Genomic DNA, 19,277 nt, shown 5'->3' on the forward strand with positions numbered 1-19,277 from the left:
GATCAACCCCGGTTGCCGTTCACGGTGGCCGGCACCGCTTCGGCCGTCCGCACCGCGGACGGCGTGGTGTTTCCGGGCACGGGTACGCGCAGCGGCTGCGCACCGGCCACCGCAACGGTCCCGGTCGGCCGCTCCTTCACCCGCTCGCCGGTCGCCGACTGCCAGTTGTTGATCAGGTTGACCATGTCGGTGGCGAGCTTGGTGCCGGTGCGGAACAGTGTCTCGGCCGACGCCGGGGTGTCGAACAGCCCGGCCTCGATGCCGCGCAGCACCGTCGACATCGGCTCGGCGAGGTCGAACAGCTCCCGGGCCCGCAGCGCCGGTGACATCCCGACCCGCTGGGCGATCGAGGCCAGCCGGTCCCCCGGGCTGCTCGCCTGCGCTTGCAGGTCCTGCACGAGCTGGGTGTCGTCACTGACGGTGAGGTGGAACCAGCTCGCCATCGCCACGTACGCGAATTCCTCCCGGGCCAGCGCGCCACCCCGGCGCCGGTTGCGCAGCATGTCGCGCAGCGCGACCGCGAGCAGCGCGATGAAGCTGGGGTCGGCCGTGTTCGGCCCGCTGTTGTTCCGCTCGTTCTCGACGCCGAGCCAGACCTGCCGCAGGAACTCCGTCCACTTGGGGCGGAAATCCTCGTTGACCGGGCCGGTGTGCGCCTTCCAGTCGGCGAACGGTCCGGGCTGCGCCCACGTCGGGGGCACCGGGTGGGCCAGGTCCATGCCGAACATCCGCCAGTAGGCGTTGCGCCGGTTGGTCCGGTCCGACGGGCGCACCGTGCTGAGCACGCCGTGGATGGCGAACGGCGGTGGCTCCCGGAAGAAGAGTTGTTCGGTCGCGCGTACCCAGGCAATGCTTTCCGGTTTGAGCGTGCCCAGCGTCTCGCCGGTCACCAGCCGGCGCACCACCTCAGTGAAGATCTCCACGATACCGGTGCTCTCGATCAGGTACGCGTAGGCGAGGTGGTGCCACAGCCGGGGCGGACAGTTCAGCGGGTCCGGGCCGGGTTCGCCGGTCCACTCCAGCGGGTCGTCCGTACTCAAGCCGGACGGCTGCAGGAACAGCGACGATGGTTGGGTCGGCAGGTCGAGGGCGTCGAGCACGGTGTCGTCGAGGAACGAGAAAACCGAGTTCGGGTCGCGTCCCGGAATCGGCGGGGTCCGGCGGGCCGTCGCCCACACCTCGTCGAGCCAGTAGCTCAGTTGGGTGGGGTGCACCCGGAACAGCGACCGCGGGCCGCCCACCGGGAACACGGGATAGAGAGTGGCAAGGCTGAAGAACATCGGGACTCCCCCTCTAGTCGATGCCGCCGTCGCCGTTGTCGACCCGGTCCAGGCAGTTGCCGAGCGCAACCGGCACCCCCTGCCCGTCCAGGACGAGGAAAGCGTCGATCCGGTCGTCGTCCGGTATCTCCTTGAGATCCACCTGGACGCCCTCGGACAGGCCGGTCAGCGTCTCGGTGCGGTTGCCGGCCGAACGCAGCCGCGCCGACACACCGCCGTTGAGATCGGTGAAGGTCAGGCCGTCCGCGGTGCGGGTCACCGTCACCCGCTTCAACTGGAAGTTGCGGCGGTCGAGGACCTGGCCGAGGTAGTCGTACGCGAACAGCACCTTGCGGCGTTCGTCGGCCGCCGGGTCGGGCTGCGCGCCGGCCGGAGGCGGGGCGGGCTGCGGCGTGGACGCGCCCTGCCGGGCCAGTTGCTGCACCGAGTCGGTCAGCCGGACGAGCTGGCGCATCAGTTCTTCGGGCGCGATCGCGGCGGTCCCGGTGTCGGCCGCCGATTGCTTCGAGTTGGTCATGGTCATTCCTCCGGTGACGGTCGTGGTCAGGCGGCGGGCTCGAGGACGGCCGGGTTGGCGCCGAGGGCGGCGATCCAGGTCAGCAGGCGGTCGTGGTGCTCGCGGGCACGGCGCGGCTCGGCCACCGCCCGGCTCACCAGATGGGCGAGGATCCGCAGCGGCTCGCGCCGGCGCAGGTAGTCCGAGGTGAGCAGGGACGGGCCGGCCTGCCGGGCCAGTGCGCCGAGTGCCTCCGGGGAGACCCGGCGCGGGTCCAGCACGTCGCCCAGCGCCGCCCCGCGCAGTGCCGCCATCGGCGTACGGGTGCACACGTCGACGATGTCGTCGAGCGCGGCGATGCTGTCCCGGGTGAGGGTGTCGCCGGCGTCGGGCGGGTGGCGTCGCAGCCAGGCGGCGGCCACGCCGTCCCACGGCCCGGCACCGAACCAGCCGCGGCACAGCGCCACGTTGAACAGGACCCGGATCATCGGGTACGGGTGTGGGTCGCCGGGCCGCATCCGGTACACCGTGGCGGTGGGCCCGTCGACGACGTTGGCCAGTGCGGCGACCGGCGCCCAGCCGGCCTGGGCGAAGGCGTGCACGTCGGCGGCCACCTCGCCGGCCCAGCCCTGCCAGGCGGCGGCGAGTGGCGCTGACCGCCGGTTGAGCCGTTCCGCCAGGGCCGCACCCAACTCGGTGTTCCATCCGGTCAGGTGGCCGACCTGGTGCCCGGTCTCGTGCAGCAGGGAGGTCGGGCAGGACAGGTTGTGCCGGGTCAGCTTGATCGCGGCGGCCGGGGACGGGTGCTCCCGGTCCCACAGTCGCACGCCCGCGCGCAGGATCGCCGCGCCGAGACCGGTGTCCAGATAGACCAGCGCCAGCGGGACCTCCCCGCCGACCCGGGTCAGCACCGCGGCGAGGCTGTCGCCGGCGAGGGTGTCGAAGCCGCGCAGCAGCGCCCGCAGCCGCGGGTTGGTCCGGCTGTTCACCGCGTCGCCGTAGAAGTCGAGGATCGTCTCGGCCCGCAGGTAGCGGGTGCGCAGGCGCAGCAGGCCCGCCCGCACCTCGCCGAGATCCCGGCCGGAGCCGAAAGCCTGCTGCAACGCCCGGGCCTCGGCGGCCAGGCCCGCCACCAGCGCCGCCAGGCGGGCCCGGACCTCGCGTTGCAGATACTCCTCCAGGGCTCGCCAGGCCTCCGGGGCGGCCACCGTGTCGAGGTCGGCGAGAGCTTCCACGGCCAGCCGCCAGTGCGCGACCTCGGCGCCGGTCTGCTCCCGTTCGAGCCGGTCAGTCATGGTGCAGCCCGGGGCGCACGGTGAGTGTCGGAGCCGGCGGCGCGGCGGTTCCGATCCCGTCCCGGTCCGGGAAGGTGAACCGGTAGGTGAGGGTCACCCCCGCCGCCGGATCCTTGGCCGCCTGGGTCAGGGTGGTGGCCGCCGCGGGCAGCTGGGCGGACACCCCGGCGACGATGCCGTCGGCGAGCCGGCCCGCCAGCCCGGCAGCGCCCGAGTCCAGCCGCACGCCGTGCCGGGTCAGCAGTTTCGTCAGCCGCTCGGCGAGCCGCTGTTGCGCGGCCGGACCGACCAGGCGGCGTACCAGCGCGACGACCTGCACCATCTCCCCCTTGTCCAGGTGCCCGGCCAGGGTGTGCGCGTCACGCTCGCCGACCCGCAGGTGTACGCCGAGCACCGGCTGCGCCGCCGTGAGGTCCAGCCGCAGCGCGAACAGGCGGTGCCGCCGCAGCGCGCGCCGGCCCACCCGTAGCCGGTAGAACCGCCGTCTGCGCCCGGACCCGGCCAGCCGGGGGTTGCGGGCCAGCGCGGTCGCGGTCGCCGCGCTCAGTTCCTCGAATTCACCGGCCGCCGCCGCGATGTCCGCCAGGTCGCCGACCTCGTACGCCGCCAGGTGCCCGGGGTTCGCCCCGTCCAGCAGCTCGTACACCTCCAACTCGGCGGTGACCGGCCAGGACTGCACGCCCGCGTCCAGCAGCCGGCTCTCCAGGGTGTCCCCGCCGGCCATGGCCACCGAACGGGCGATCGGACGGCTGATGCGCACCGGCAACACCTGGCTGTACTTCTTGAACCGGTAGCAGGGCCGGGTCGCCCGCGGCATCATCACCCAGAACCCGTGCTCGCCCTCGGACTCGCTCTCCACGACCTCGGGGCGCAGCACCGCCGCCGGCAGGTGGCGCGCGGCGGCCTCGGCGAACGCGGCCTGCGTCTCGGCCGCCACCAGCAATTCGTCGCCGAGCTGCTCCGGTGGCAGTGCCAGCACCTCGTGCACGGTGTCCTCCACCGTGGCCACCAGGGCTTCGGCGCCCAGGCCCGGATCCGCGCCGGTCTCCGCCTCGAGCCCGAGCAGGCCCAGCCCGGCACTGGCGATGTGCCGGGAGAGCAGCCGCGCCGCTTCCGGACCCACCATGCCTTTGATCAGCTGGGCGATCCCGTTGCCGAGGATGTTCACGATCTTCTCGCGGCCGACCACGCCCATCGCCAGCCTGATCGCCGGGCGTGCGGCCATCACCGCGGGGAGGAACTGCTCCATCTGGGCGGCCGGCGGCTGGTTCGGCTCGGCGTCGGTGAGCTCGCGGGCCAGCCGGGCGCGGGCCGCGTCCAGGTCGCGCAGCGGGTCACCGCCGGTCTCGCCGGTGTCGGCTGCCTCGGCCAGCAGGTGTTCCAGTGCCGCGTCGTTGGGCGCCAGCACGGCGTCGGCCAACTGCCGGTCGAACTCCGCGGCGAGATCCGGGGCGGACTCCGCCTCGCCCGTGAACCTGGCCGCCAGCCGGGTCGCGATCGGGCGTACCGCCGCGGGCAGTTTGCCGATCGCCTTGTCCAGCACGCGGCGCAGCAATGGCTTGATCAACTGCCGGAGGATGCCGAAGAGCTTGCCCAGCGGCATGATCTTCGCCACCGCCTTGAGGCCTTTGGCGGCCAGGTTACGCACGCCGGAGGCGAGTTTGCGCGCCTTGTTCAGCACGGACTTGAAGAACTGTTCCTGCGCGGCCAGCGGCCCCGCCGGGTCCAGCCCGGCAACCGACTCCAGCTCACCTTCCCGCAGCGAGTCGAGGGTACGGTCGGCGAAGTGCTCCTCCAGGCGCCCGAGCATCCGGCCGGCCTCCGCCGCCACCGACTCCAGCCACTGCCGGGTCTCCTCGGCGGCCATCGCCGGCGCGTCGGACTCCGCCGACCAGGTGGCCGCGCCGCGCAGGTGCCGGCCGGCGGCCTCCTCGCCGAGCGCGCGGACCGCCTCCTCGAACTCGTCGTCGTCCAGCTCGGCGGCGAGCGCGTCGACCGCCTGCCGGTCCAGGTCCTCCCACTCCGCAGTCATCGCCTCCGCGAACGGGGCAACCAACGCGGTGCCCACCGTCACCGGTGGTTCGGCGCCGGCGGTGAACACGCCCGCGGCGAACGGTGAGGCGGACAGGTACTCGGACGTTGTCACTCGAGTCTCCCCCGGATCATCTCGACGAGCTGTGACGGCGACATCCCGCCCACCTCGGTCCGGTGCGCACGCAGCTCCCACAGGGCGGCACGCCGCCCGTCGTCGCCGAGCGCGATGACCTTCAGGTGGCAGGGCCGCAGGATCCGCTCCGCGTCGTCGAGGTCGCAGAGGACCACGTCGGCGGCAGCGGGCCAGATCGCAGCCGCTGCCGGATCGGCCGCGACGTCCACGATCCGCATGTCCGCACACCTTCCGATCAACTGGACGATCACGTCGCGCAGGATCCCCGGCGAGCCGATCACCAGAATCCGGATCTCTCGCACGCCGAACCCGCCTTCCGCACCGGTGCCCGGTGCCGTCCCAGCGAGTCTTTCCGGCGCCGGCGGGTGGTCACCATGCATCGGCGGGGCCATCTGCGGCATGAACCGAACGGTTCACAGCAGCGTCACGGTGAGCCCGCAACCAGCCCGGGACCTCGGTACGCCGGCGCAGGCGCAGCTTCTCCAGAATGTGATGCACGTGGTTCTTCACGGTCGCGACCTCGATGTGCAGGCGGCCGGCGATCTCCTGATTGGTCAGCCCGCGGTCGATCAGCGCGACCACCTCGTGCTCACGGGCGGTCAGCTCCTCGCCCGGGTGCTCCGCACGGCGTCGCCGTCGCCGGCCGAGCGACTGGAGCAGCAGCCCGACGATGTGCGGGGAGTAGAACGCCTCGCCGCGGGCCGCCCGGTGGATCGCTGCCACCAGGTCGTCCAGGCTGCCGTCACGCGGCACGTACCCGGCGAGCCCGGCCTCGGCGCAGGCCACCACCCGGGCCTCGGTGTCCGGCACGCCGAGCCCGATCACCCGTACCCGGGGCGCGCGGTCGGCGAAGGCGCGGGCGATCGATTCCGCCAGGGCCATCGTCATGTCCACCACAGCGACGTCCGGGCCGGCCCGGATGATCCGCTGCACGTCGGCCGGCGCGTCCGCGGCGACGTCGGTCACCGTGATCCCCGCCCGGCCGTGCAGCACGTCGCGGAGCCCTTCGCGGTACAGCCGGATCTCGGCCAGGATGGCGATCGAAACCGTAGTCCCCCGTGCCACCGTCACGCCCCCTCGTGTCTCGGCACCGATATGTCGTTCAGCAGGGCTGCGGTACGCCCCGGATGCTCAGCCCCGATGCGTGGACGTAGGCGCCCGGGCGCGGCTGCGTCAGACGCATCCAGCGGCCGGTCGCGCATGCCACGACGACCCGGTCGCCGGCGTCGAGCCGGCCGACGACCTGCCAGCTGGTGCCGGGGCCGGACCGCAGGTTCCACGTCCCCGGCCGTACCGTGCCGGTGACGCCGGTCTCCGTGGTGCCGCCGTTGAGGTAGCCGAAGCCGACGACCAGCGACCCGATCAGGACCAGCACGGCCGCCACGATCCACAGCAGGGTTCCGGTCCCGCCCGAGGTGTCCGCCTCCTCGTACGGCAGCCCGTGTTGCTGGTGCACGACCCGCAACAGGCTCTGCACCTCCTGGTCACCCGGGTTCGCCCTGGCCAGGAAGAGCAGTTTCGGCGCTGCCTCGGCGTACCGGCCCTGCTCGACCAGCTGTGCCGCATCGCGGCGCAGGCCGGCGTAGATGAGCAACTGCTGGTGATGTTGCTGTTGCATCCGATGCATGTGCCCGTGCATGGCGGAGCGCCGTCAGCCGCTGTGCGCGGCCAGCCAGTCGCCGAGCGCGCGCAGCGGGCCGCTCAGTGACTGCCCGGCCGCGGCGAACGCGCCGGCCGCGCTCAGCAGCCGGGTGAACCGGTCGAGAGCGCCGGCCGCCGTCGCGGTGTCCGGATACCGTTGGTCCAGCGCCGCGTCGGCACGGTCCAGCTCCTGCTGGGCGGCGGCGTCCATGGTTGGCGGCAGGCGCAGCTCGTCCAGGACGTCGCGCAGCTCGGCGATCCGCATGCGAGCGTCGATGTTGACGGTGGCGCCGGGGCTGTTGTTGACCTGGTAGCCGCGTTCGTTGTTGTAGATCGTGTTGGCGTTCTGCTTGCCGATCTCCATGGTGGCCTCCTCTAGCGGCCCATCGGGGGCTGCCACGCCCACGGACTGCGGGCCTGCAAGTCGCGCAGCCCCCGCCGCCGCGACGCGGCGACGATGTGCATGACGATCCCGGCGAGAAGCACGAACTGCCCGACGAACCCGATGGCGAAGCCGACGGCGAACAGCGGCATCGCGTCGAAGAACGGGCCCTGCCCGTTCACCATCTCGCTCGGGTCGACGGGGCCGATCTCGTTCATGAAGCTCAGCAACTGGAGCATGGCGATGATGCAGCCGCCGGCGACCATCAGGAAGCCGACGACGACCAGGTGCCGGGCTTTGGTGCGGGCACTCGCGATGTCCCGCAGGAAGTTATCGCGGGCCTGGACGTACTGGTTGTACTCCCAGTTGATGATCTGCTCCGCGTCCTGCTGTCCGATGTACCGCTGGGGTGGTGGGTCGTACACTTGTCCTCCTTCGTCAGCCCGGGTAGTCGAATTTGACGGTGCCGAGGCCCGCGGTGCGCGAGGTGGCGTACACCTGCCGGCCGTTGATGCGCAGCCGCAGGCTGCTCATTCGGGCCACGTCCGGCCCGTCGCCGTCGCCCAGTTCCAGAGCGAGCGCCGTGATGTCGTGCAGCCGCAGGTCGCCGAAGGTGTCGACGACGCTGAGCCGGCCGAACGGGTGGTCCAGCCGGAACCGCCGCTCCGGGCTGATCCGCAGGAAGACCGGGAAAGCGATGTCTGGGTCCAGGCCGGGCAGGGCGATCAGCGGCGTCAGGTCGAGCTCGACGGTGAGGACGTCCACGACGGCGTGCTGTATGGCCGCGGCCAGCCCGGCAGCCGGGTCGAGGCCGTAGCTGCGCAGGAAGTCGCGGGTGCTCAGCGGGGCCGACGGCGCGGTCCCTCCGATCAGGTCACGCACGCTCTGCGTACGGTGCCGGGCATGCCGGGCCACGATCCGGTCGGCGTACCGGCGGGCGCCTCGCTCGTTGGGGTGCAGGAACGAGGCGATGACCGCGACCTCGATCCGGGCGATCTCGGCGGAGACCCCGGTGCGCGCGGTGGCCGCGGCGGCTCGGTCGCCACCGGAGGCGACGACCTCGGCCAGCCGGTCCCGCAGCGACGCCGGCCCGTCCAGCCGCTCACGGAGCTCGGACAGGCCACGTAACAGCTCAGAGAGGTCGCCGATCGGTGGCCGCGGGGGCACCAGCGCCAGGATGGTGAGCAGTCCCCGAGCGTCGCGCAGGGCGCTCAGGTGCGCGCGGCGCGGGATTCTGGCTTGCCGGTCGGCCAGCGCCGCGTCGCGTACCCCGTCGCTGTCGCCCTCGCCGGGCGGCCGGTAGCCCTCGTGCAGGAAAGCGGTGCCGGTCGCGAACAGCGCGTTCTCCGGGCGAAAGCCCGGATGGACGAAGTAGACGCCGGGCCGGCGGTCGCCGGCTTCGACGCGTTCCGCCACCGCCCGGCGCAGCCAGTACAGCCCGCGAGTGTGTGCGAACGCGGCCCGCCGGATCGCCTCCGTCACGAGAGCGTCGATGTCCTCGGTGCCGAACAGCTCACCGAGCAGCACGAGCGGGAAGAACAGCCGGGAGAAACCGGAGGTGAGGATGTCGTTGAGCCACAGCTGCCAGCCGGGCCGCTCGCTCATGAACCGGAACATGTCCGCCATCCGGCTCCGGTCGGACTTCGCCGAGAACGGCGGGTAGTAGCCGGTCACCGCGATGACCGCGGCCGGGAACTTGTTCCGGGCCTCGGCCAGCACCGCCTTGAGCTCGGTGAAGGCGGCGGCCTCGATGGCCGCGTCGATCTCGTCCAGTGACGGGCCGTCCAGTGGATCCAGGACCGCCTGCAGGCCGACGTCGTTCACACTGCCGTCGATGATCACCAGGTCGGTGGCCGCACCGACGGCAGCGGGCAGATCGGCGATCTGCCGGCCGATGGTCGGGAAGGTGCTCGGCACCTCGGCGAAGATCCGGCGGGCCACGTCCTCGTCACGCCCGGCGAAGAAGTCCAGCGCCTGCCGGTCGGTCCCGAACAGCGCGGGATAGGTGTCGTAGAAGACGTGCCGGTCCCCGGCCGCAACCCGCCGGGTCGTGCCGGATGGCAGCCGCACTGTCAGCCGCGACCGGGAATCCGCGGTGGCCCGCAGCTTCGCCCCGGATCGCGCGAGCATCCGGGTCACCAGCGGGCCGGCATCGAGTTCGTCAGCCAGCCGGCGGGCGGCGAGCAGCGCGAACTTGTCCTCCGTGGCGAGTCCCTGCCCCCACATGGCGGAGTCGCCGAGGACCGCGACCCGCAGTTCCCGCCCGGCCATCGCGCCTCCCTTCCGCCGGCGATGCCGTTCACTCCGGGAGGGCGTGACATCCGACGGCGCAAGTTGTGCCACGCGGTGGCACAGCGCGGCTCAGTGCAGCGTCCAGTGCACCGGTTGCCTCGGATCGGGCTGGTAGACACAGGTGGCGCCGGTCGACACGGTGGCCGCCAGGTAGCCGCCGAGGACCGGTTCGACGGCGCTGATCTCACCGATGGCACGTTTGATCGCCTTCTGTACCGCCGTGCGGGCGCGCTCCCCTGGGTCCGGGAACCGCCGGTCGCGCCCGCTTCGGCCGGTGACCTGGCGCAATTCGTCCAGTAGGGCGTCGAGCTCGGTGCGGAACCGGCGTACCGCGGCCGGGTCGGCGGCGTCCTCGGCCGCTTCGATGCGGCCGGTCAGCTCGGTCACCCGCCGCCGGTAGGCGGCCCGCGCCCGCTCGTCGAGGATCGGCTGCCCGCCGGGCGTGGCCAGCGCGCCGGCCGCCGGGCCACCGGCCAGCTGCAACGCCGAGATGGGCCGGCCGGGATTGGTCAACAGCTGCGCCAGATAGCGGGCGCCGAGCCGATCCGGTACGGCCGCCTGATGGTCCCCCATGGTCAGCAGCCACTGGCGGTGCCGCCGCACGATACTCGCCTGCGGGTGGGCGATGGCGCGCAGCCGTTTGCGCCAGTCGGCCGACCGGGCGGTCAGGCCCATGTCGTCGGCGCGCTGCGCGGCGTCGGCGAGCAGCTGGCCGGCCCGTTCGGCATCGCCTGCCAGGCCCCGGCACAACAGCGCCCCGGCAAGGTCGGCGAGGGTCACCGCCAGCATCGGGCGGTTGCCCAGCAGGACGTTGGCCTCGACCGCCCGCTCCAGGTGGGCGACGGCGTGGCCGGTGTCGCCCGCGGCCGCCGCGGCCAAGCCGAGCGCCCGTTCGGTGGAGCCGAAACAGGTGGTGGCCAGGGACGGCATGATCGGCAGATCGGCGTACGGCAGGAGCAGGTCGTACGCCTGGCGGGCCAGGTCCGCCTCTCCCAGCTCGTGCGCGGTCTGCACGATCGCCAGCATGCCGGCCAGCCAGGTGCTCGACTGCGGCAGCGCGGCGAGCCCCGGCCGGGTCACCCGGCGCAGGATGGCCCGGGCCCGATCCGGTGAGCCGTGGCGCGCGGCGATGCCCGCCATGGTGGCCTGGAAGCCGAACTCGGCCGGGTTCAACGTCGGCGAATCGGCGATCTGCGCGATCGTCTCCAGCAGCTCGGCGTCACGGCCCTGCAGCCAGCGGATCGTCAGCAGGTGCGCGCCGAGGTAGCCGAGCGCGTCCGCGTCGCCGACCTCGGTACCGAGCTGAAAGCAGGCAAGCGCCGCTGCCTCGGCCTCGTCCAGCCGCCCGGCCCGGATCAGCAGCATCACCTCCATCGCCTCGGCGACGTAGCGCACACTGCGACATCCCAGCACCTCGGTGCGCGCCCGCAGCTCGGCCAGCGACCGGACCGCCTCCGCATCGCCCAGGTGGAACAGGTCCACGGTGCGCCAGCACAGACCTACCAAGGTCAGCATTCCCTCGCCGGACGACGCCGCCACGGTGATCAGCTCATCGGCCACCGGCAGCCGGGCGTGCGTGTGCTCGGGGGTCAGCAACGCGTGATGGTAGAGCGACAGGGCCTCGGCCAAGGCCGGCCCGTCGCCCAGCCCGCGGGCCTGCTCGACGGCGGTGAGCACCGGGCCGAGCGGCCCGCCCCGGTACACCCGCTCGGCGGCCAGCCGGGCAGCCAGCCGCCCACGCAGCACCCCGTGGTCGGCCGGCAGCCGTTGCAGGGCCCGTCGCTGCAGACCGGCGACGCGTTCCCAGTCCGTCCGGGTCCGGTGCTCGTTGACCCACACCCCGCCCAGACCGAGCGCCGCCCGGGCCAGCGCGCTCGGGTCGTCCTCCGCCTCGGCCTGGCCGGCGGCCCGCTCGAACACCTGCCGGGCCTCGGTGAGCCGGCCGCACCGCAGAATCGCCTCGGCCCACTCGACCAGCAGAGTGCCGGGCGGATCCGGCAGGGCGGCCCGCTCGTGCACGGTCACCGCATCACCGAGCATCGCCGCCGCCTGCTCGTAGCCGAATCCGCGCACCATCGAACGGGCGGCGATACGGCACGCTTCGACCGCCGTACCGGCCCGCTGCGCCGAGAGCGAGGCCGACCGGACCGCGTGGTACGCCCGGCGCGCCAGCCGCTGCGCGCTCACCGCACCGGCCGCAACGAACAGGTCCGCCGCGCGGGCATGCAACTCGGTACGCCGAGCCAGCCCGATCCCGCCGACCAGCACTTCCCGGACCAGGTCATGGCCGACCGTGACTTGCTCGTCGCCGTCGACCGTGGCCAGGCCCGCGGACACCGCCTCGGCGACCGCCGCCTGAACCTGATCGGCCGGCCGGTGGCACACCTCGGCCACATCGCGGATGCCGGCCGGCGTACCCAGCAGGGCGATCACCTCGAGCACGTCGCGGGTGGCCGGGGTGAGCCGCTCCAGTGAGACAGCGATGACCACGCGCAGCCCACCCGGGCGCAGCGTCCCGCGTGGACCGGTCCGGCCCGCGGCGAGCAGGCGATGCAGGTGCAGCGGGTGCCCGTCGGTCACCCGGAACAGCGCGCGCAACAGGTCATGGTCGGTCACCGGTTCGCCGTGCGCCCGCAGGAAGGCCTCCGTCTCGGCCAGGTCGAACCGGTCCAGCGGCACGACCGTCGCCTCCCGGTCGACTTCCCAGAGCGCGTTCAGCGGCCCGTCGACCTCGGTACGGCAGGCGAGCACGAGCAGCAGCGGGAGCTGGGCCAGCGCGCGGGCCACGAATCGGGTGAGCAGGACGGCGCCGGGGTCCGCGGCGTGCACATCGTCGATGACGACCACCGCCGGCGACCGGGCACACACGGCCGCCAGATGCTCGGTGACCGCAGCGAACCGGGCGAACCGTTCCGGTTCCACGATCGCACCGCCGGCGTCACCGTCGAACAGCGGTCCAGCCTCCCGGTCGCCGAGCTCGGTGAGGATCGACTGCCACGGCCAGAGCGGCGGCGCGCCGCCGTCGGACCAGCACGATCCCCACGCCACCGCCAGCCCACCCCGGCGGGCCCGGAACACGACCTGCCGGCAGAAGCTCGTCTTGCCGACGCCGGACTCGCCGCTGACCAGGACCAGGCCGCCCTCGCCGTGACGCGCGGCGGCCACCGTGTCCTGGACCAGATCCAGCTCGCGTCCCCGGCCCACGAAGTGGCCGAGAAGCGCCGAATCCCCCGGCATCCTGAGAGTCTGCCAGCCCCGCGACCGTTCGACTGTCATCTACGTGACCCGAGGCTGTGCCACGGGGCGACACAACGATGTCACGCCTTCACTGCGTCGGTCGGAGCACGGTGAAAGGAGCCGCAGCATGGTCAGCCTTCAGGTCGAACGCAGCGTCGACGGCACCGCCCAGCGCGTCGGCGACACCGAGGGCGGCGTCAGCGCGCTGTCCCTGGCCACCGCCACGATCGAGGTGGCCGGCGATGTCGTCATCAGCCGCCGCGGCGACGGCGCGGTCCTGCTGACCCTCGGCACCGAACGACGCTGGGTGCTCCGTCAGCTCGGCACCGGCCCGGGCACCGCGCTGGAACTGGCCAGCATCGGCGGCGCCGCGGAAGGTCAGCCGATCGCCAACAAGAATCTGATCATCAACACGAGTGGGAAGGTGGGCATCGGCACCACCACCCCGCAGGCCACCCTGGACGTCAACGGCAGCATCCGGGTCGCCGACGACGTGGTGCTGGCCGGTGCCGACTGTGCGGAGGAGTTCGACCTGGCACCGGAGACCTGCGCCGAGCCCGGAACCGTCCTGGTCATCGGCGCCCAACGACGGCTGCACGCGTGCACCGAGCCCTACGACCGCCGGGTGGCCGGCATCGTCTCCGGTGCCCACGACCGCCCGGGCATCGTCCTCGGCCGTCGCCCCGCACCGACCGGCATCCGGCGCGTCCCGATCGCCCTGAACGGCACCGTCTGGTGCTGGGCCGACGCCGCCGACGACCCGATTCGCGTCGGCGACCTGCTCACCACGGGCACGCGCCCGGGCCACGCCATGCGCGCGGCCGACAGCACCCGCGCCTTCGGCGCGATCGTCGGGAAGGCCCTGGCCGACCTGAGCACCGGCACCGGCCGAATCCCGGTGCTGGCCACCCTCCAGTGACGACGGCCTCGCCCCGGAGGCGGGTGGGCTGACGCCGTTCTCGCTGCTCAACCGTGTCTGGACGCCTACACACCCGTGGACGCGCCGCGGGGCGTGTGCTCGGATTGGCGGATGCGCTTCGACCTCGACACGAAGGCCTCGCCCGAGCAGGTGCGCCGCGCCCTCACGGACTTCAGCGAGCGCAGGCCGCAGATCTGGAACCGCACCCTCGACGCGAAGAAGTACGAGTTGCGCGAGCAGGGCGACACCTGGGCGGTCGCCCGGGAGAGCACTCCCGGGTCACCCTTCTGGGTGGTCGCCCGCTACGACTGGTCCGAGCCCGCCGTGATCCGCTGGACGATCGTGGAGAGCAGCTACGGCGGAGGCGGCGACGGATTCGTACGGATCATGCCGCGAGACGACGGTGGCAGCCGGCTTCACGTCGAGTGGACCAGCACCGGGGCTCGCCCCTCGCAGCGGCCGATGCTGTTCCTGCTGCATCTGCCCCCGATGGGCCGGCTGATCTCCCGGATGTGGGCCGCGGCCCTGGACCGCTTCGCCCAGCAGAGCCCGGGCTGACCCGCAGCAAGCCAGGATGCAGGAATCGCTCTGCTGCCGACTCCTACTTCGGCGGCGTCTCGTCGGTGATCTTCTGCTCCAGGACGACGCTCCAACCGAGCAGGCTTCCCGGCTCGCGCCTGGCGGTCCTGCCTTCCGAGCGAAGCACCCGGGTCTCCTCACCGAGCGCGCGCCCGCTCGCGACGTCGATCATGAAACGGCGTTCGATCGTGCCGCCCTGCGTGGGATACGCGAAACCTTGGCCCGGGCGGCCCCGCTGGTCGGTCACGTCGCCCAGCGAGCGCACGCCGGGCAGCGTGGCGATCAGGCGGAAGGCGGCCGACCGCACCGCACCGCTGACCGGGATCTCGGTGATCAGGCCGGACGCGACGGTCAGCAGCCACTCGTCGCGGTCGACGGGCAGGTCACCGCCGCCGCCGTCGAACTGCTGCAGCAGTTCGGCGCGAAGCGCGGCCGGATCCACCGGCAGCTTCTCGAGGTCGCGTACCGAGACGTTCCTGACCCCGATCGCGTAGAGGTCCGCGGGCTCTGACGGCCCGCTGCGCCGCGGCCCGGCGGCGATGCTGACCGGAGAGCCGGGGCCGAGTTCGCCGTTCGGCAGCGGCTTGCCGACCATCACCTGCTTCGGTGATCCCGCGGCACGCCAGGCAGCGGCATCGGCGGGCGTGGTCGGCGTCATGCCGAGATCCTGGAAGACCAGCCAGTTGCGTTGCTTCCCGGAACGGGACAACCAGCTCTCGTACGACGACTTCTGCGTCATCTCGTAGGCCGAGGCACCGGATCCGACGGTGATCACCGATGCGCTCTCGGTCCGGACGACGAGGTACTTCCCGGTGCCGGAAGTCTCCCGGCTGCTGCGCTCGGCGGCCGCCAGCAGGATCTGCGAAGCGGTCAGCGGCCTCGCCACCTCGGCGGCGTCTGGCACCGGCGCCGGGTCGCCCGGCTTGATCGCGACAAGAGTGAGCACAGCGACTCCGGCGACCGCTGCGGCCGCGAGTGCTCCGGCGGGGATCAGCGTGGCGGCCCGCAGGCGCCGGGAACGGCGTACGGGAGCGGGCCGGCCGGTCAGGGCGAAGGGCAGGGGCGGCGTCGACGGCGCGTCCAGCTGCGCCGGTCGCGCGTCCGCGAGGGCCTTCAGGACGTCGGGGGGATTCTTCATCGGCTGGGCTCCTTGGTGACGATCGTGGTGGGTTCGCCGGCGGCCTCGACGGCGCGGGCGAGGCGGTTGCGCGCGCGATGCAGGCGTACGAGAAACGCCGGGGTGGAACAGTTCACGACCTGCGCCGCCGCACGGGGCGCGAGCCCGTCCCAGGCGGTCAGGGTCAGGACTTCCCGGTCGTTCTCGGACAGCCCGGCCAGGGCGGTCAGGACCGCCGCCCGTTCGGCGACGCCGTCGGCGACGTCGGGTGTGTCGGCTGCCCACGTCAGCATCTCGGCGGCGATGGCACGCTGGCGTTCCTCGTCGCGGTAGCGCTCGCGGATCACGTTGCGGGCGACACCGAGCAGCCACGGCAGTGCGACTGCGGCGGGCATCTGCGCGAAGCGCCGCCACGCGACGAGGAACGTCTCGGCCACCACCTCGTCGGCGAGTGACCGGCCGGCGCGGGCGACGGCGTAGGCGTACACGCGCCGGTGGTTGTCGGCGTACAGCGCGGTGAACTCCTGCGCGATCTCAGGGTCTGCCACTGATGGGCCGTCCTTTGTGAAGGGGTGCTGTCACCAGGGAGTGCGCGCAGAAGCCGATTTCTTACAGGCGAGTCTTGACCGCCTCGTCTATATACTGAGTATATTACTGAGTATGAGCATCCGGCATGCACTGTTGGCCCTGCTCAGCGAGGGCCCGAAGTATGGTCTGCAGCTGCGGCAGGAGTTCGAGGCCAGGACCGGAGAGGTGTGGCCGCTCAACGTCGGCCAGGTCTACACCACCCTGCAGCGCCTCGAGCGCGACGGTCTCGTCGCGTCGCAGGACACCGGCGGCGGCGCGAAGGCACAGAACGCCTTCACGATCACACCGGCCGGCGCCGACGAGCTGACGGCATGGCTGCGCACCCCTGCGGAGGTGGTGCCACCACCACGCGACGAGCTGGTGATGAAGGTGCTCGTGGCGATGCGGGTCCCCGGTGTCGACCTGCCCGGGCTGCTCCAGGTGCACCGGCGCCACCTCGTCCAGGCGATGCAGGAATACACCCGGCTCAAGAGCGAGGTCGCCGAGGGCGAGGTGGAGCTGGCGCTCGTCGTGGACGCGGAGCTGTTCCGGATCGAGGCGATGGTCCGCTGGCTCGACGCCGCGGACGCCCGCCTCCAGCGCCTTCCGGTTCGCAGCGCGCCGTCAGCGCCGCGCATCGCCCGCAAGATCGCGGGGGTACGGCGATGACCGCCGCCCTGAAATTGCGCCAGGTGTCCAAGACCTACGGATCGGGCCCCACCGAGGTGCGCGCGCTGCGCGAGGTCGACCTGTCCGTGCGCAGCGGCGAGCTGGTGGCGGTGATGGGCCCCAGCGGCTCGGGCAAGAGCACACTGCTCACCATCGCCGGCACGCTGGAGGAGCCGACGAGCGGCGACGTCGTCATCGCCGGCCAGGAGGTGGCACGACTGTCCCGCAACGACCGCGCACGGCTGCGGCGCCGCTCGATCGGGTACGTCTTTCAGGACTTCAACCTGCTGGCCGGGCTGACCGCCGTTGAGAACGTGGCGCTGCCCCTGGAGCTGGACGGCGTGAAGGTCAAAACCGCGCGAGCCGCCGCGATGGACGTGCTCGCCAAGCTGGACCTCGCCGACCGGGCCGACCACGACCCGGACGAGCTGTCCGGCGGCGAACGCCAGCGGGTGGCGATCGCACGGGCCGTCGTCGGGCACCGGCAGCTGCTGCTGGCCGACGAACCCACCGGCGCGCTGGACTCGCTGGCCGGCGAGACGGTGATGCGCCTGCTGCGCCGGGCCGGCCAGGACGGCGTGGCCTGCGTCATCGTGACCCACGACGCCCAGATGGCGTCCTGGGCGGACCGCGTCGTGTTCCTGCGCGACGGCCGGCTGGTCGACCAGACGGCGCCGGGTCCCGGCCCGGAGTCCATCCTGGCGCCCGGATCAACCCCATGAGCCGCACCGGCGGGCTGCCGGCCCGGCGCGCGGTGATCCGCTGGGCGTGGCGGCTGTTCCGCCGCGAGTGGCGTCAACAGGCCGCCGTGCTGACACTGCTGACAGTCGCCGTCACCGCGGCTGTCGTGGGCGTGTCGGCCGGCTACCACGCGGCGCCCCCCGCCACCGCCGCCTTCGGCGCCGCCGGTCAGTCGTTCACCTGGTACGCCGACGGTGAGCAGCCGCTGGAGTCCCGCCTGGCGCAGGCGCGCGAGTGGTTCGGCACGATCGACGTGATCGGCCACTCGCGGCTGCCGGTCCCGGGTTCGGCGGCTGTGGTCGAGCTGCGGGCGCAGGATCCGCACGGACTGTACGGCGCGCCGATGCTGCGGCTGCTCAGCGGCCGTTACCCGAGCGGGCCCGGCGAGGCGGCGGTCACCGACCAGGCGGCAACAGCCCTGCGGGTACGCGCCGGCAGCGCGCTCAATCTCGACGGGCGCACGTGGACCGTCGTCGGCCTGATCGAGAACCCCGGCGACCTCAGCGCCGAGTTCGTCCTGGTGCCGGCGCAGTCCGAAGCGCCGGAGTCGGTCACCGTGCTCACCGAAGCCGACCCGGCCTCCTTCGCCCGGTATCGCGCGAAGCACGACCCGCCGGTGTCCGCGCTGCGCCCGGCGCACCAGTGGGTCGAGGCGGCCGCCGGTGTGTTCAGCGTCTTCGCGGTGAGCATGCTGCTCGTCTGCCTGATCGCGGCGGCCGGGTTCGCCGTCGTCGCGCACCGCCGGCAGCGCCAGCTCGGCCTGCTCGCCGCGGTCGGGGCGACGCCACGGCACCTTCGTCTCGTGCTGCTCGCGCACGGCGCCGCGGTCGGTGCCGCGGCGTCGGCGATCGGCACCCTCGCGGGTGTCCTGATCTGGTTCGCCGTGACTGCACGCTTCGAGACCGCGGCCGGGCACCGCGTCGAACGGCTGGACCTGCCGTGGTGGCAGCTCGCCGCCGTCGTGCTGCTGACCGTCCTGGCCGCGACCGCGGCAGCCTGGCGGCCGGCTCGCGCCGCGTCACGCGTACCGATCACGCTTGCTCTTTCGCTGCGCCCGCCGCGACCCAAGCGGGTGCGCCGGTCGGCTGCGGCCGCCGCCGTGCTCGTGGTGTTCGGGATCGTGGCGTTGCGGCTCGCGCAGCGCAACCTCGCGGCGGATCGCGACGTGCTGGAGCTCGCCGACGTGGTGTTGATCGTCGGTGGCACGCTGGCGGTCGGGGTCGCCCTGCTGTTCGCCGCCCCACTGGCGATCCGGCTGCTGGCCACCGCCGCGGTTCGGCTACCGGTGGCTCCCCGGCTGGCGTTGCGCGATCTGGCCCGCCACCAGGCACGATCGAGTGCCGCGCTGGCCGCCATCAGTGTGGCGCTCGCCGTCCCGGCCGCGATCGTGATCGCGGCGAGCGTCCTGGAGCAGGCCGCCGCCGGGGACGGCCGCGACGGGCTACTGGCATTGCGCACGATCGCAACGACGGGTGGGGCAGTCCTCGCGCTCGTGATCCTCGCCACGACCGTCGGGCTGATCCGGGCCGAAGCGGCACCCGACCTGCGCACGCTGGCCGCGACGGGCGCGACCGGCGGCATCCGGCGCACGCTCACCTCGGCGACGGCCGGCGGGCTCGCGCTGCTCGGCGCGATCCTGGGCATCGCCGCCGCGTACACCGTGATCCTGGCCGGCTCCTCCCGCAGCCAGCTCGGCGAGCTGGCGCGCGTGCCGGTCGTGGAGCTGCTCGTGATCGCCGCCGGGGTTCCGCTGGTCGCCGCGGCGCTCGGCTGGCTGCTGGCCGGCCGGGAGCCGCGATCACTGGTGCGGGTCCGGCTGGAGTAAACCCGGCAGAGCCGCGATCACTGGTGCGGGTCCGCGGGAGCAAAACCCGGCCGGAGCCGCGATCGCCGGT

18 protein-coding genes are annotated in these 19,277 nt (G+C 72.9%); 5 read left to right on the forward strand and 13 right to left on the reverse strand.

The window, feature by feature from the left end; translation table 11 throughout:
• Positions 1-2 precede the first annotated feature (2 nt).
• From OHA21_RS17690 to OHA21_RS17740, 11 genes are all read right to left on the reverse strand, one after another.
• Complete coding sequence (locus tag OHA21_RS17690; protein WP_328475144.1) at positions 3-1,280, reverse strand: hypothetical protein; 1,278 nt, start codon at positions 1,278-1,280, stop codon at positions 3-5.
• A 13-nt stretch (positions 1,281-1,293) separates the two neighbouring features.
• Positions 1,294-1,797 (reverse strand): hypothetical protein, encoded by a 504-nt coding sequence (locus OHA21_RS17695; protein WP_328475145.1) that lies wholly within the window; start codon positions 1,795-1,797, stop codon positions 1,294-1,296.
• A gap of 26 nt (positions 1,798-1,823) precedes the next feature.
• Positions 1,824-3,071, reverse strand: coding sequence for a hypothetical protein (locus OHA21_RS17700; RefSeq protein WP_328475146.1), 1,248 nt, complete (start codon positions 3,069-3,071; stop codon positions 1,824-1,826).
• Positions 3,064-5,217, reverse strand: a complete 2,154-nt coding sequence (locus tag OHA21_RS17705) for a hypothetical protein (protein WP_328475147.1) — start codon at positions 5,215-5,217, stop codon at positions 3,064-3,066. Before OHA21_RS17705 ends, OHA21_RS17700 begins: the two co-directional genes overlap by 8 nt.
• Positions 5,214-5,540 carry a hypothetical protein gene (locus tag OHA21_RS17710; protein ID WP_328475148.1) on the reverse strand — a complete coding sequence of 109 codons (327 nt, stop codon included), beginning with the start codon at positions 5,538-5,540 and terminating at the stop codon, positions 5,214-5,216. Before OHA21_RS17710 ends, OHA21_RS17705 begins: the two co-directional genes overlap by 4 nt.
• Before the next feature lie 67 nt (positions 5,541-5,607).
• Positions 5,608-6,309: a response regulator transcription factor gene (locus OHA21_RS17715; RefSeq protein ID WP_328475149.1), complete on the reverse strand. Its 702-nt coding sequence runs from the start codon at positions 6,307-6,309 to the stop codon at positions 5,608-5,610.
• A gap of 31 nt (positions 6,310-6,340) precedes the next feature.
• Positions 6,341-6,856 (reverse strand): SH3 domain-containing protein, encoded by a 516-nt coding sequence (locus OHA21_RS17720; protein ID WP_328475150.1) that lies wholly within the window; start codon positions 6,854-6,856, stop codon positions 6,341-6,343.
• A gap of 33 nt (positions 6,857-6,889) precedes the next feature.
• Positions 6,890-7,243 carry a hypothetical protein gene (locus tag OHA21_RS17725; RefSeq protein WP_328475151.1) on the reverse strand — a complete coding sequence of 118 codons (354 nt, stop codon included), beginning with the start codon at positions 7,241-7,243 and terminating at the stop codon, positions 6,890-6,892.
• A gap of 11 nt (positions 7,244-7,254) precedes the next feature.
• Entirely contained in the window at positions 7,255-7,686 is a 432-nt protein-coding gene (locus tag OHA21_RS17730; protein WP_328475152.1) for a hypothetical protein, read from the reverse strand.
• Between the two features lie 13 nt (positions 7,687-7,699).
• The gene (locus OHA21_RS17735; protein WP_328475153.1) at positions 7,700-9,532 is read right to left on the reverse strand and encodes a hypothetical protein; all 1,833 of its coding nucleotides are present in this window, start codon (positions 9,530-9,532) and stop codon (positions 7,700-7,702) included.
• 90 nt (positions 9,533-9,622) lie between these two features.
• Positions 9,623-12,790 (reverse strand): ATP-binding protein, encoded by a 3,168-nt coding sequence (locus OHA21_RS17740; RefSeq protein ID WP_328475154.1) that lies wholly within the window; start codon positions 12,788-12,790, stop codon positions 9,623-9,625.
• A gap of 127 nt (positions 12,791-12,917) precedes the next feature.
• Between OHA21_RS17740 and OHA21_RS17745 the strand changes: the two genes are divergently transcribed.
• Together OHA21_RS17745 and OHA21_RS17750 are read left to right on the forward strand one after the other, a co-directional pair.
• Positions 12,918-13,709: a hypothetical protein gene (locus OHA21_RS17745; RefSeq protein WP_328475155.1), complete on the forward strand. Its 792-nt coding sequence runs from the start codon at positions 12,918-12,920 to the stop codon at positions 13,707-13,709.
• Between the two features lie 111 nt (positions 13,710-13,820).
• Positions 13,821-14,267: an SRPBCC family protein gene (locus OHA21_RS17750; protein ID WP_328475156.1), complete on the forward strand. Its 447-nt coding sequence runs from the start codon at positions 13,821-13,823 to the stop codon at positions 14,265-14,267.
• Positions 14,268-14,310: 43 nt separating this feature from the next.
• Here OHA21_RS17750 and OHA21_RS17755 read toward each other — a convergent pair whose 3' ends face one another.
• Positions 14,311-15,426 carry a CU044_5270 family protein gene (locus tag OHA21_RS17755; protein ID WP_328475157.1) on the reverse strand — a complete coding sequence of 372 codons (1,116 nt, stop codon included), beginning with the start codon at positions 15,424-15,426 and terminating at the stop codon, positions 14,311-14,313.
• Positions 15,423-15,953 (reverse strand): RNA polymerase sigma factor, encoded by a 531-nt coding sequence (locus OHA21_RS17760; RefSeq protein WP_328475158.1) that lies wholly within the window; start codon positions 15,951-15,953, stop codon positions 15,423-15,425. Before OHA21_RS17760 ends, OHA21_RS17755 begins: the two co-directional genes overlap by 4 nt.
• 112 nt (positions 15,954-16,065) lie before the next feature.
• Here OHA21_RS17760 and OHA21_RS17765 point away from each other — a divergent pair, with 112 nt between their 5' ends.
• From OHA21_RS17765 to OHA21_RS17775, 3 genes are read left to right on the forward strand one after another with little or no spacing between them, the layout of a single operon-like run.
• A complete protein-coding gene (locus OHA21_RS17765; RefSeq protein ID WP_328475159.1) occupies positions 16,066-16,641 on the forward strand; it encodes a PadR family transcriptional regulator in 576 nt (191 codons plus the stop codon).
• On the forward strand, positions 16,638-17,363 hold the full coding sequence (locus OHA21_RS17770; RefSeq protein ID WP_328475160.1) for an ABC transporter ATP-binding protein: 726 nt from the start codon (positions 16,638-16,640) through the stop codon (positions 17,361-17,363). Before OHA21_RS17765 ends, OHA21_RS17770 begins: the two co-directional genes overlap by 4 nt.
• Entirely contained in the window at positions 17,360-19,207 is a 1,848-nt protein-coding gene (locus tag OHA21_RS17775) for an FtsX-like permease family protein (protein ID WP_328475161.1), read from the forward strand. The genes OHA21_RS17770 and OHA21_RS17775 overlap by 4 nt, the downstream gene beginning before the upstream one ends.
• Positions 19,208-19,277 lie beyond the last annotated feature (70 nt).

This window comes from Actinoplanes sp. NBC_00393, from assembly GCF_036053395.1.
In the GTDB taxonomy this organism is placed as follows: Bacteria; Actinomycetota; Actinomycetes; order Mycobacteriales; family Micromonosporaceae; genus Actinoplanes.